The following is a 12,920-nucleotide window of genomic DNA, read 5'->3' as shown; positions in this document are numbered from 1 at the left end:
CTGACGCAAGATATTGCAGACCATGGATAAAACAGAATTCCACAAGCTCTTCCCCCTCATCAAGAATGAATCCCAGGCAGCGCGTGCCTATCGCCTGCTGGAATTGCGCATCGTTTCGCTGGACCTTGCTCCCGGTCAGGCGATTACCGAAAGTGAGTTATGCGACTATCTCGACCTTGGCCGCACGCCGGTGCGCGAAGCTTTACAGAGGCTGGCACAGGAGTGGCTGATCAAGATCCTGCCCCGGCGTGGCATGATCGTCAGCGAAGTCGACCTGCAATGCCAGATGCGCCTGATAGAAGCACGGCGAGCCATGGAAAGCAGCCTGATACGCAGCGCCACCCGCAAGGCCGGCAAGGATGAACGCGTCCGCTTTCAAACGCTGGCAGAGCAGTTTCGCCAGGCGGCACACAGCAGGGATGAACTGGCACTCAGTGAGACAGACAGCGCCTTCAATCAATTGGTGTTTGAGGTGGCTGCCAATGAATTCGTGGTGTCTGCATTACAGCGCATGCACGCCTTGTCGCGCCGCTTCTGGAAGATACAGTCGCAGTTTGAAGACATTCTCCATGTCACCGCCATGACCCATGCCGACCTGGCGGAGGCGATCGCCAGTGGTGATGCCGAAGCAGCCGTCAGTGCAACTGAAAAACTGCTCGACAATGTAGAGGCTTATACCCGCGCTGCCCTGGACAGAAGCTGATACAGAACTGAAAGAAGCACATGAGCACACATATCTATAACGCGATAGAAATACAGCGCCCCGTACAGCAGGTATTTGACTATGCCTGCACACCCACACACTGGCCGGACTGGCATCCTTCTTCCTTGAAGCTGTATACCAAGAATGCTGGCATCGCGAAGAAGGGAGCGCGCTTTGAAGAAGATGTGCGTGCCGGTGGCCGTACCGGGCACCTGGTCTGGACCGTGACTGAATACACAGAGCAGCGCAGCTGGACCGGACAGGCAACCGTGGATAATGGCGCGAACCTGACGGTCATCTACCATGTGTCAGCCACCCCGACGGGCACCTTGTTCGAGCGTCACTTGCATTATGATTTGCCCGGTTTTGTGCTGAAAATACTGAACTTACTCGTCTTGCGTCGCCGCATTGTGGCAGAATCGGCATTGTCCTTGCAGCGTTTGCAAGATGTCCTGCAAGCCGGGCAAGAGAGGGGCAAGCAGCATGTCGCCTGAATTGCCTGTGCTCTTGCGTTAGGCTCAGGTAATATTTTCAACAGGCTTTGATGGCTGGATTGAAAAAATGAATTGACTTTGCGACAACTTCTCATGTTTCTATATCATTTCGCCATCATTTCAGGGTAAATTTTTCCAGATCAGGTATAATCTGCGGTTCTGTCCAAAATTTCCTCTTCAAGTCGTTTGATCGTTTGAATTATCTTCAAGACCGAAAGTCTTGTCGAAACAGGTTTTTGTGGATTCTTTCTCTCTTAGGTTGGTGCAAATTAATTTGGGGGGTGGGGATGTCCGATCTGGCTTCTTTGTCTAAACTCGCGCGTTCTGACGCGCAACTTCCTGTTCATGTGTATTTTGATGAAACGCTGTTACAGCGCGAAATCAAAGAACTTTTCCAGTCTGGTCCGCGTTATGTCGGCCATGAGTTGATGGTGCCCAATGTCGGCGACTTTGCCACGCTTGCGGCAGAAAACGAAGGCCGCATGCTGGTGCGTAATGCCCATGGCATAGAACTGATGTCGAATGTCTGCCGTCATCGTCAGGCACTGATGTTCAATGGTCGCGGCAATACCAATAACATTGTCTGTCCGTTGCATCGCTGGACTTATGACCTCAAGGGCGAATTGATCGGCGCACCGCATTTTGCCGACACGCCTTGTCTTAACCTGCAACGCACGCCGCTGCAAAACTGGAATGGCCTGCTGTTCGAGCAAAACGGTTACAACGTCATCGAGCGCATGGCCAATCTCAGTGTCACCAAAGACCTCGATTTCAGCGATTACATGCTTGACCATGTAGAAGTGCATGAGTGTGATTACAACTGGAAGACTTTTATCGAAGTCTATCTCGAAGATTATCATGTCGAGCCTTTCCATCCTGGCCTTGGCAGCTTTGTATCGTGCGATGACCTCAAATGGGAATTCGGCGAAGACTACAGTGTGCAGACTGTCGGTGTACACAAGGGACTGCAAAAATCCGGTTCGCCTGTTTACCAGCGCTGGCAGGAACAGGTACTGAAGTTCCGCAATGGTGAAACCCCCAAATACGGCGCGATCTGGCTGACCTTGTATCCCAACATCATGGTCGAATGGTATCCGCATGTACTGGTGGTTTCCACCCTGTGGCCAACCGCAACAGGCAAGACCCGCAATGTCGTCGAGTTTTACTACCCTGAAGAAATTGTCCTGTTCGAGCGTGAATTCATAGAGGCAGAACGCGCCGCCTATATGGAAACCTGCATAGAAGATGATGAAATCGGCCAGCGTATGGATGCTGGCCGCAAGATACTGCTCGATCGTGGCGTCAATGAAGTCGGCCCCTACCAGTCACCCATGGAAGACGGCATGCAACACTTCCATGAATGGTACCGACAAAAAATGACGTTTTGAAGTGCACAGGTAAAGTGTGTGCTTCAAGCTGAAAGACGCATCTACAATGGCATCAGACCGGGATTTTGCAGCCTCATTTTTTCTCTGTGAACCGCTGTGTCTCCGTGCCTCTGTGGTGAGAAGCCCGTTTTTTCGTATTCAATGCAAGTAGCAAGTAATCATGTAAGGGAGGCCTGTGCCTCCCTTTCCATTTTGGAGTCAGAACACAATGCAGTCTTTATGGATGCTGGTTGCCAGCTTCTTGTTTTCCATCATGGGTGTCTGCGTCAAGCTGGCTTCGGCTGATTATTCCACGGCCGAGATCGTCGCCTATCGCGGCGCCATCGGCATGCTGATGATCATCGCCCTGATACGCTGGCAGGGTGGCACGCTGCTGACCCGCATGCCTTACCATCACCTCCTGCGTGGCGGGGTAGGTGTGATTTCGCTGTGGATGTGGTTCTATGCCATCAGCAAGCTGCCGCTGGCCATGGCTGTCACACTCAATTACATGTCACCGATCTGGATTGCCGGCATCCTGCTTGGCGGAGCCTGGCTCAAGACCCGGCGCATGCTGGCCTGGCAACCGCTGGCGGCAATAGGCATGGGCTTTGTCGGCGTGATAATGCTGTTGCGGCCCAGCATCCATGCAGATCAGGTGATAGGCGGCTTGGTGGCCCTTGGTTCCGGCATGCTGGCTGCCTGGGCTTACATGCAGGTCAGGCAGATGGGTTTGCTGGGGGAGCCTGAATACCGCGTCGTGTTTTATTTTTCCATGACCTGCGCCATTGCCGGTGTGCTGGGTACCCTGTTTGGCAGGGCAGTGGACAATACGACCCAGCATGTCAGCTGGCATAGTCTGGATGTCCGTGGCCTGACCCTGTTATTGGCGATAGGCCTGACGGCTGCCGCTGCACAAATGGCCATGACCCGCGCCTATCGTCTTGGTAACCCCTTGCTGACCGCCAACCTGCAATATGTCGGCATCGTATTTTCCAGCATGTGGGATGTGCTGATCTGGCATGACAGCCTGCACTGGCTGAGCTGGCTGGGCATTGCCGTGATTTTATGCAGCGGCCTGCTCGCGACCTTTTATAATACCAGGACAAATAAGCAAGCCTTGCCCAGCGATGCCATCAGTTCGGAATAGAATGGCATGGTTGACCGTTAGCCGTGTTGACATCAATTGGAGAATTCAATGTTCAAAACCTTAATCAGTGCCGCCAACCTTGCCACGCATAAAGACAATGCCAACTGGGTCGTGCTGGATTGCCGCCATGACCTGATGGACCACAGCGCCGGTCAAAAAGCCTATGACCACGGCCATATCCCCGGTGCGCAGTTCGTTAACCTGGAGCAGCACCTGTCTGCTGCCAAGACCGGGCCTGATGGCACATTCCGTGGCCGCCACCCTTTGCCAGAGAAAGAAACCTTCATCGCCAGCCTGCGCAGCTTTGGCATCAATGATGATACCCAGGTCATTGTCTATGATGCACAGGGCGGCATGTATGCGGCGCGCCTGTGGTGGATGTTGCGCTGGATCGGTCATGATGCCGTGGCCGTGCTTGATGGCGGCCTGCCTGCCTGGCAGGCGGCAGACCTGCCGGTGACGACAGAAGTCCCGGCAGCCCGTGCAGGCCATATCACCGAGAAGCATACCTTGGCGCTGACCGTTGACGTCATCGATGTGCTGGGCAATATCAGCAGTGGTGCCCGAACTCTGGTGGATGCCCGTGCTGCTGATCGCTTCCGTGGCGAGAATGAAACCATCGATCCGGTGGGTGGTCACATCCCTGGCGCAAAAAACCGCTTCTTCAAGGACAACTTGCAGGTCGATGGCCGTTTCAAGCCCGGCGCGCAGTTACAGCATGAATGGGGTGTCATTGTCGGCGATGCCAGCAAGGCCATCATGCAATGCGGTTCCGGCGTGACCGCCTGCCATAACCTGCTGGCGCTGGAAGTAGCCGGCATGCATGGCGCGTTGCTGTACCCAGGCTCCTGGAGTGAATGGTGTGCTGATGCCAGCAGGCCGGTAGAGCGTTGATACACTGATCAGTATGGCGGCAACAGGGCTATGCTTGCATGGCCCTGGTAGTGACAAGCTTAACGATGCGAAGTCACAAACAGCACCAGCGCAACACCCAGGGCCACCAGGATGATCTGCGGTATGGTTTCCCTGATGGTGGCACGGCGCTGCATTTGCGGCATCAGGTCGCTGACGGCAATATAGATAAAGCCAGACGAAGCAAATACCAGCACATAGGGGATCATGCCGCTGGCATGTTCCAGCGTGAAATAGCCGAGTACGCCACCGACCACACCCATCATGCTGCAAATCAGGTTGTACACATAGGCGCGCATGCGGCTGAAACCGGCATTGAGCAAGACAATGAAATCACCAATCTCTTGCGGTATTTCATGGGCGATGATGGCCAGGCCCGTCACCAGACCCAGCTTGGGATTGGCCAGAAAGGCGGCGGCGATCAGTATGCCGTCCGTAAAATTATGCAGGCCATCGCCCACCAGTATCATCCATCCAGCCCGGCCTGCTTCATGCGCATCATGACCATGTTCATGATGATGACCATCGCCTTCATGGTGATGTGAATGACGCAGGATGGCGAATTTTTCCAGCATGAAAAACGCCAGCAGACCGCCGAGCAGGCAGGCAAACAGCGTACGCGGGTCAGCGCCGGATTCAAAGGCTTCCGGCAGGGCGTGCAACAATGAGGTGGACAGCATGATGCCTACCGACAGGCTCACCATGCGTTCAACAACCTTGGACAGCAGCGAAAACGAAAAAATAGCGGCGGCAGTAATGCTTAAAACACCAGCAATCGTGGTGGCAAACAGAATGGATAACAGGGTTGAATGAATTTTAAGCCTCGGGAATTTGCAACCAGGTTGCAAATTAAAGCATATTGCGGGCTTTTCTGCAAATGAGCAGGCTCACCCGCCATGGCATGGCAGTCTGGCAAATCAGGGCTGCCGTATGAAATCCACCAGCTCCAGCGTCTTGGGGTCCGGCCTGGGCGTGCAATAGCTGACCACCAGCATGGTCACAAAACCGGCCGGTACGCCAAATACCCCGGCAGAAATCGGCGCGATATTGAACCACTGGTTAGCAGTACTGCCGCCGAACAGCGGGTGGCAGTACAGCATATAAAACACGCAGACCAGAAAACCGGTGACGATGCCGGTGATGGCGCCCTGGCGGTTCGCCCGCTTCCAGAATATGCCCAGCACCATGGCTGGGAACAATGCAGACGCCGCCACCGAAAATGCCGCCCCGACCAGTGACAGGATGTCCGCCGGCTTGAGTGAGGCCACATAGGCGGCAATCAGCGCCACCACCAGCAGGAACAGTTTGGATATCGTCACCCGCTTTTGCGTCGACGCCTGCGGGTCAATGATCTTGTAATAGATGTCATGCGACAGTGAGTTCGATATCGTCAGCAGCAGGCCGTCAGCGGTCGACAGAGCGGCTGCCAGCCCGCCAGCCGCCACCAGGGCCGACACCACATAGGGCAGGCCGGCAATTTCTGGCGTGGCCAGCACGACGATATCGCCGTCGAGCACAATCTCGGCCAGCTGGACGATGCCGTCGTGGTTAATGTCTATAATGCTCACCAGCGGGTTGTTGCGGTCTATGCTGGCCCAATAGGTGACCCAGGATGGCAGCCGGGAAAACTCGCTACCCACCAGCGAACTATAGATATCGTACTTGACCAGCACCGCCAGCGCAGGGATGGACACATACAGCAGCATGATGAAAAACAGCGACCAGAATACCGATTCACGGCTTTCACGCACGGTGGGTGTGGTGTAATAGCGCACCAGCAAGTGCGGCAGGGCGGCGGTGCCCATCATCAGGCACAGTATCAGCGCCATGAAGTTATTGCGCTTGTCGTCGGATTCTTTTTTGTCCCTGGCGGCATACGGCGTGTATTGCGAAAAGCCCGGCTGTGCCTTGGCCTGGTAGACATTCTTGATGTCTGTCCAGCGTGTCCGCGCCTCTTGCGGTGACTTGGGGTAGGCGGCCAGTACCCGGCTGGCTGTCTTGATATCGATCAGTGATGCGTTGCCTGACTTCAGGTCTTCCAGTTTGCGTTGCAATTCAAAGCGGCCATCTTCCCAGGACTGCGGCAATTGCTGTATTTTCTTCTGCATCTCCGCTGCGCGCTGACCATAGATGGCACGCACTTCTTTTTCCCTGGGGTCGCTGGCAAACGCTTTTTCCTTGCTGACCAGCTCGGGTAGCAATTCACCATAGGTCAACGGTGCGACAGGGCTGTTGGTATGTTTGATCGACAGCCAGGCGACCGGTATCAAAAAGGCGATGATGATAATGATGTATTGCGCCACCTGGGTCCAGGTGACGGCGCGCATGCCACCGAGAAAAGAACAGACCAGTATGCTGGCCAGACCGAGGAAGATGCCAACAGAAAAATCCACGCCGGTAAACCGCGAAGTGATCAGCCCCACGCCGTAGATTTGCGCCACCACATAGATAAAAGAAATAAACACCGTGGCAATCACCGCCAGTATCCTGACCACGTTGTTGTCTGGCGTACCGGCAAAGCGGGCACCGAGAAAGTCCGGTATCGTATATTGACCAAACTTGCGCAGGTAGGGCGCAATCAGCATCGCCACCAGGCAAAAACCGCCGGTCCAGCCGATGATATAGGCCAGGCCATCAAAACCCTGCAAATACAGGCCACCGGCCAGGCTCAAAAAGCTGGCGGCCGACATCCAGTCTGCTGCTGTCGCCATGCCATTGAAGACAGCCGGCACGCGCCGCCCCGCCACATAATATTCAGCAATGTCCGAAGTGCGGCTGACCACGCCTATACCTGCATACAGGACGATCGTGGCAAACATGAACAGATAACCTATCCAGGCGCGCGGCACACCTTCTTTTTCCAGTATCGCCAGACTGATCAGAAAGACGAAAAAAAGCAGGGTGTACCACAGGTAATAGATCGTCAGTTTTTGCGTAAAGCGCTTTTGTGGCATGGGCTAATGTCCTGTTGGTTTGCGGCCTATCCAGCGCATACCCAGCGAATAGATGGCGATGATCAGCACAAAGCTCAGTGTCAGGCCCTGGGCAGCCATGTAAAAAGAAAATGGCCAGCCAAAAAAAGTCCAGCCCGACAGTTCGCGGGCAAAAAACAGCACGCAAAAACACAGCAGCGCCCAGCAGCTTAACAGGCCCACGGTCAGCCGTCTGGTATGTCGCCAGTATTGCCTGCTGACTGTGATCTCACCGGTGTCATTCATGACAGGCCCTCCATGGCGATTTCATCATAGGGATTGAGTCTGAAAGAAATGCGGAACAGACAGCCAGGGAAGGCCGGGTCCTGCGGATGCGGGTTGTCCAGTATCTCTATCACCGCATCATGCTGGCTGGCGATTTCACGCACGATGGCCAGCCCCAGGCCGCTGCCCTGTACATTACTGCCCAGGATGCGGTAAAAACGTTCGAACACACGGGCTCTTTCTGCGACCGGTATACCGGGGCCATTGTCTTCCACTTCCAGTCTGGCCAGCTGCTGGTAACGATCGAGCGCTACCTTTACCGTCACTGCATGATTTTGCGGTGTGTAACGTAAGGCATTATCGATCAGGTTGCTGAGCATTTCGCGCAGCATCAGCGGACTGCCAAAAATCAGTACAGGTGTATCCTGCTGCTCAAAACCGAGGTCGATTTTTTTGCTGAAAGAAGTCTGTATCCAATCCTGCACCACATTACGGGCCAACAGGTTCAGGTCTATCTGTTCCAGCCTCTGGTTGGCCGGCGCCTGGTTTTCTGCCCTTGCCAGTGTCAGCAACTGATTGATCAGCCGGGTTGCTGCTTCTGAGCTCGTGGCCAGCTGCGTCAGTGACTTGTGGATTTCCTGCTGGTCGGTCTGGCGCAGCGCCAGTTCTGATTGCATGCGCATGCCGGCCAGCGGTGTCTTCATCTGGTGGGCGGCGTCGGCAATAAAGCGCTTTTGTATGGCGATGGTCTGCGCCAGCCTTTCCAGCATTTCATTGAGCGAAGTGACCAGGGGGGTGATTTCTTCCGGCACATGGCGCGAATCAATGGGGCTGAGATCATCAGGCCGCCGCGCACGTATTCTTTGCTGTAACTCCACCAGTGGCGACAGGCCGCGCGTCAGCGCAAACCAGACCAGGGCGAGAGCGATAGGCAAAATGATGAATTGTGGCAGTATCACACCCTTGATGATTTCATTGGCAAGCAGGGCGCGTTTTTCCAGCGTCTCTGCCACCTGCACCAGGGCCAGATGCGGTTCTTTGGGGACGCCTTTCTGTACAGTCTTGTTCAAATCGATATAGCTGTAGGCGACGCGTATGTCGATGCCGCGCAGCGAAGCATTACGCAATTGCACGGTGCCGGTCAGCGGTTTTTCTTCTTCGGTTGGCGCGGGCAAATCACGGTCGCCATCAATCACTTCGCCATGGCTGTCCTTGACCTGGAAGTACACATTGTCCAGATCATCGGCCCGCAGGATGTCACGGGCCGGATTGCTGAGCGCCGTCACCACCTTGCCATCCGTTTCCTTGACCTGCTGTGACAGGACCAGCACATTGTCTTCGAGTGCACGGTCAAAAGGCTGGTTGGCAATCGACTTCGCCACCAGGTAGGTGATGGCGATGCTCATCGGCCATAATAGCAGCAAGGGGGCCAGCATCCAGTCCAGGATTTCGCCAAACAGTGAGCGCTGGATTTTTTCTTCAGCCGGCTTCACCAAGGTGCTGTCAGGGCTTGGCGCAGACTGCTGCGCTGCCCCGTCTGCCCTGTCTGGCTGCATGCTCATTTTGATTCAGCGGGCGGTGCTGATGACTGGGGCGGGGTGGCGTTCGCAGCCGGAGTAAAGATTTTTTCCAGACAATACCCCAGCCCGCGTACCGTGGCAATGCGCACACCGTCGACTTCTATCTTCTTGCGCAGCCTGTGTACATACACTTCAATGGCATTGTTACTGACCTCTTCGCCCCACTCACACAAATGGTCGACCAGTTGTTCTTTCGAGACCAGTCGCCCGGTGCGCTGCAGCAGCACTTCAAGCAAACCCAGTTCACGCGCGGACAAATCCAGCATCTGCTCGTGGATATAGGCAATACGCCCGACCTGGTCATACGTCAGCGGCCCGTGCTTGATGACGGTTGGCCCGCCGCCGGCGCCGCGCCGTGTCAGCGCCCTTACCCTGGCTTCCAGCTCAGACAGGGCAAACGGTTTGGCCATGTAATCATCGGCGCCCAGGTCCAGGCCCTTGACCCTTTGCTCGACCGAATCAGCCGCCGTCAATATCAGTACCGGTAGATGTGAGTTGCGCGCCCGCAAGCGGCGTAATACCTCCAGCCCGCTCAGTTTGGGCAGGCCCAGGTCGAGTATCAGCAAATCAAAATCCTGGGTGGACAGGGCGGTATCGGCTTCCTGTCCATTGTCGACAAAATCGATGGCATAGCCCGATTGCCTGAGCGAACGGGTCAGGCCGTCGGCCAGTACGCTGTCGTCTTCTGCTAGCAAAATACGCATGATGATTTACCTGTACGGTTTTGTCTCTGTTATTGTCTGCAGCGCCAGCCGATGAGTAGTGTTTAAGCACGGCCTGCATCCCTTTCTATTCTGGCATGATGCCATTGTGTGCATCTGTGTGCACCTCTTCTAGCGACAACTTTACCTCAATCCGGGCAATTTGCCTGTGACAGACTGTCATATATTTGTGCAAAGGCAAATATCTGTCGCCAGCGGGCGTCGGTATTTCGCTCCAGCTTATCCTCTGCCGCGAAAAAAAGCGCATCAAATCGCTTGACGCATTTGATTACAAGTGTAATCATTGATTATCAATTACATTTGTAATCGATGATCAATGCAGATGAATGTATATAAATGAGGAGGCGCAGCAATGAATACCATCGCCATCAGTGAAGCAGAATCCATCGTCATGGAAACCCTGTGGAAAGAACATCCCTTATCCGCCGACGATGTCATCGCCGCCTTGCAGCGACAACAGGACTGGCAAGAGGCAACCGTCAAGACCCTGCTCAACCGCCTCTTGAAGAAGGGCGCCATCAGGGCAGAAAAAGATGGTAGACGCTTCCTGTATTCGCCGGTACTAAAGCGTGAACAATGGGTGCTGTCAGAAAGCAAGGGTTTCCTGGACCGCATGTTTGACGGCAGGATTGCGCCGCTTGTCGCCCATTTCAGCCAGCAGAAAAAACTGTCCAGGCAAGACATCGCCGAGCTGAAACGCCTGATCGAGGAGCTTGGTGATGGTAAATGACATCCTGGACCTGCTGCTTGGCCTTGCCATCATCAGCAGCGCCGTGCTCATGCTGGTGCTATGCCTGCGCCTGCCGCTGCGCCATTACTTCGGCGCCAACCTCGCTTACCAGTCTTGGATATTGTTGCCCCTGGTCTTATTGGCTGGAATAGTGGCCGCAGTGCTGCCGCATAAAACAGTCCAGCAGGCTGCTTTGCAATTGCCTGCGGAGCAGGTCGCGACAGGCGCTGCCACGGCACTTGGCCTGGCGCCGGTAATCTGGCCCTATGCCATGCTCGCAATCTGGCTGGCCGGGCTGCTGGCCTGTCTGCTGTGGTTTGCCTTGCAGCAGACCTGGTTCATGCGCAGCCTGGGAAAATTGCAGGCCCATGAAAACATCTACCTGGCAGAATATGCGCATGCAGGCCCCGCGGTAGCCGGTCTGTGGCGAACAAAAATCATCATGCCAGCAGATTTTTTTGAACGCTACGACGCAACCGAACAAGAACTGATCCTGCGTCACGAACAGATACACCAGCACAGGCGCGACGTCAGCATGAATACCCTGTTCGCCCTGCTGCAATGCCTGTTCTGGTTCAACCCGCTGGTGCACCTGGCTGCCCGCTGCTTCCGGCTGGACCAGGAACTGGCTTGTGACGCCCTGGTCATCCGCCACCATCCGGCAGCGCGGCGCGACTATGCCCAGGCCATGCTCAAGACCCAATTGAATCTGCAAACCAGCAGTCTTGCCTGTCACTGGCAATCACATCACCCACTCAAGGAGAGAATCATGCATCTGTCACACAATTATCCATCCCGTGCCCGTCGTTTTTCCGCCTATGTCATGCTGGCTTGCGCAGCGACGGTCAGCACCTATAGTGCCTGGGCGAATGCACCGCAGCTTGCTGCCCCACAGGCCACGACTACCGCAGGTCAACACGAACTGGCAGGCAGCTTTGCAGTCAGCACCACGATCAAGATAGAAGGTAAAACCTTCAGCCCCAAAGTCGTTGCCAGGTCGGGCGACCAAGCCGTCGTCCGTATTACAGAAGCTGGTGCGCAATGGGATTTTCTGATGACCGTGACCGCGCAGCAAGACGCCAAATCGGACGATCTTGCCCTGCTGGAAAAAATCAGGAAAAACAGCGGCAAGCCTGTCGCAGCCGATGCTGCTTTGCTATCCATGGTGATCAGCAAGAATGGCGCCGTACTGGCCCAGCCGCGTCTGCTGGTAGGATTGGACCAGACCGCCCGCATCCAGCAGGAAAAGCCCGACCACAAAGGCGATTTTGATATCAGTCTGATCGCCAGCATAGTAAAATAAAACCACCACCTTTCTGTCAATTGTCTGCCCATGCACAAATTATTGCTGACCAGTCTTGGCCTGCTTTTATGCAGCAATTTATACAGCGGTGCTGCCATGGCTGCCACCAGCAAATTGTGCACGGGTGATGCTGCCCTTAAAAAGCTGGAGGGCTATTGGGCTGACACCCGTTTCCTGGCATTGCTGGACCAGCATCGTACATGGGCCGACGCCATGCAGGCGGTGGACAGCCAGCAAAATGGCCTAAGTATCAAAAACGGCAAAATCAAACGCAACCTGGCCTGGCATGAAGGCGACGAAAGCCGTCATTGCCTGCGGCAGGACGGCGATAAAATCTGGTTGCAGGCCGAAGAAGGCAAGCAACCAGAAGCCGGCCCTTACCTGCGTCTGGGCAGCCTGCAAAAAAATGAAGCCGATCTCTACCTGGCCCATATTATCGAAGGCTGCTTTGCCAGTGCAGAAAATGAACAATGGTGCTTCCATCATGGCAAGATCAGCATCAATGGCAAAGCCGTCAATGCCAGACTGGAACTTGATCTGTCTGAACTGGACCTGTATGGCACACCCTTGCGCGTGCAGGGGCGAAAACTCCCATTCTGGTACCTGGTCAGGCAGCAAGACAAGTGGGCCGTGTTTGAAGACGACTACGCCAGCAACGAACAGCGCAAACCTGTTGACCCCAGGACCAGCAAGCCCTGGCGTTTGTTGAAGCTATTGATCATCCATTGAAGTATTGCCATGACGGGTTGTATGGTGTGGTCA

The 12,920-nt window shown here is 55.0% G+C and carries 14 protein-coding genes; 9 read left to right on the top strand and 5 right to left on the bottom strand.

Features of this window, described 5'->3' with window-relative positions:
* Positions 1-22: 22 nt before the first annotated feature.
* The 5 genes from LZ463_RS10995 to LZ463_RS10975 all read left to right on the top strand — a co-directional run bounded on the left by LZ463_RS10995 (position 23) and on the right by LZ463_RS10975 (position 4,608).
* Complete coding sequence (locus LZ463_RS10995; RefSeq protein ID WP_241455672.1) at positions 23-703, top strand: GntR family transcriptional regulator; 681 nt, start codon at positions 23-25, stop codon at positions 701-703.
* A 20-nt stretch (positions 704-723) separates the two neighbouring features.
* Positions 724-1,197, top strand: coding sequence for an SRPBCC family protein (locus tag LZ463_RS10990; RefSeq protein WP_241455671.1), 474 nt, complete (start codon positions 724-726; stop codon positions 1,195-1,197).
* A 287-nt stretch (positions 1,198-1,484) separates the two neighbouring features.
* Entirely contained in the window at positions 1,485-2,585 is a 1,101-nt protein-coding gene (locus tag LZ463_RS10985) for an aromatic ring-hydroxylating oxygenase subunit alpha (protein ID WP_241455670.1), read from the top strand.
* A gap of 208 nt (positions 2,586-2,793) precedes the next feature.
* Positions 2,794-3,714 carry a DMT family transporter gene (locus LZ463_RS10980; RefSeq protein WP_241455669.1) on the top strand — a complete coding sequence of 307 codons (921 nt, stop codon included), beginning with the start codon at positions 2,794-2,796 and terminating at the stop codon, positions 3,712-3,714.
* Between the two features lie 48 nt (positions 3,715-3,762).
* Positions 3,763-4,608 carry a sulfurtransferase gene (locus LZ463_RS10975; protein ID WP_241455668.1) on the top strand — a complete coding sequence of 282 codons (846 nt, stop codon included), beginning with the start codon at positions 3,763-3,765 and terminating at the stop codon, positions 4,606-4,608.
* Positions 4,609-4,667: 59 nt separating this feature from the next.
* On the opposite strand, the gene LZ463_RS10970 is transcribed toward LZ463_RS10975, so the two are convergent.
* A complete protein-coding gene (locus LZ463_RS10970) occupies positions 4,668-5,369 on the bottom strand; it encodes a ZIP family metal transporter (RefSeq protein WP_241455742.1) in 702 nt (233 codons plus the stop codon).
* Between LZ463_RS10970 and LZ463_RS29075 the strand changes: the two genes are divergently transcribed.
* The gene (locus LZ463_RS29075) at positions 5,305-5,439 is read left to right on the top strand and encodes a hypothetical protein (RefSeq protein ID WP_277624017.1); all 135 of its coding nucleotides are present in this window, start codon (positions 5,305-5,307) and stop codon (positions 5,437-5,439) included. The genes LZ463_RS10970 and LZ463_RS29075 overlap by 65 nt on opposite strands.
* 104 nt (positions 5,440-5,543) lie before the next feature.
* On the opposite strand, the gene LZ463_RS10965 is transcribed toward LZ463_RS29075, so the two are convergent.
* Genes LZ463_RS10965 through LZ463_RS10950 form a run of 4 tightly spaced genes read right to left on the bottom strand, consistent with a single transcriptional unit; the run spans position 5,544 to position 10,107 of the window.
* Positions 5,544-7,580, bottom strand: coding sequence for a sodium:solute symporter family protein (locus tag LZ463_RS10965; RefSeq protein WP_241455667.1), 2,037 nt, complete (start codon positions 7,578-7,580; stop codon positions 5,544-5,546).
* A gap of 3 nt (positions 7,581-7,583) precedes the next feature.
* Entirely contained in the window at positions 7,584-7,844 is a 261-nt protein-coding gene (locus LZ463_RS10960) for a DUF4212 domain-containing protein (RefSeq protein WP_241455666.1), read from the bottom strand.
* Positions 7,841-9,385, bottom strand: a complete 1,545-nt coding sequence (locus LZ463_RS10955; protein ID WP_489686105.1) for a sensor histidine kinase — start codon at positions 9,383-9,385, stop codon at positions 7,841-7,843. Before LZ463_RS10955 ends, LZ463_RS10960 begins: the two co-directional genes overlap by 4 nt.
* Positions 9,382-10,107, bottom strand: coding sequence for a response regulator transcription factor (locus LZ463_RS10950; RefSeq protein ID WP_241455665.1), 726 nt, complete (start codon positions 10,105-10,107; stop codon positions 9,382-9,384). The genes LZ463_RS10955 and LZ463_RS10950 overlap by 4 nt, the downstream gene beginning before the upstream one ends.
* Positions 10,108-10,477: 370 nt before the next feature.
* Here LZ463_RS10950 and LZ463_RS10945 point away from each other — a divergent pair, with 370 nt between their 5' ends.
* From LZ463_RS10945 to LZ463_RS10935, 3 genes are read left to right on the top strand one after another with little or no spacing between them, the layout of a single operon-like run.
* Entirely contained in the window at positions 10,478-10,855 is a 378-nt protein-coding gene (locus tag LZ463_RS10945) for a BlaI/MecI/CopY family transcriptional regulator (protein WP_241455664.1), read from the top strand.
* A complete protein-coding gene (locus LZ463_RS10940; protein ID WP_241455663.1) occupies positions 10,845-12,158 on the top strand; it encodes a M56 family metallopeptidase in 1,314 nt (437 codons plus the stop codon). The genes LZ463_RS10945 and LZ463_RS10940 overlap by 11 nt, the downstream gene beginning before the upstream one ends.
* Before the next feature lie 30 nt (positions 12,159-12,188).
* Complete coding sequence (locus LZ463_RS10935) at positions 12,189-12,887, top strand: hypothetical protein (protein WP_241455662.1); 699 nt, start codon at positions 12,189-12,191, stop codon at positions 12,885-12,887.
* The last annotated feature ends 33 nt before the right edge of the window (positions 12,888-12,920 follow it).

The sequence above is a fragment of the Undibacterium paludis genome (assembly GCF_022568815.1).
Lineage (GTDB): Bacteria > Pseudomonadota > Gammaproteobacteria > Burkholderiales > Burkholderiaceae_D > Undibacterium.
Note: the sequence above shows the minus strand (reverse complement) of the source record. Positions and strands in the feature narration are given on the sequence as shown.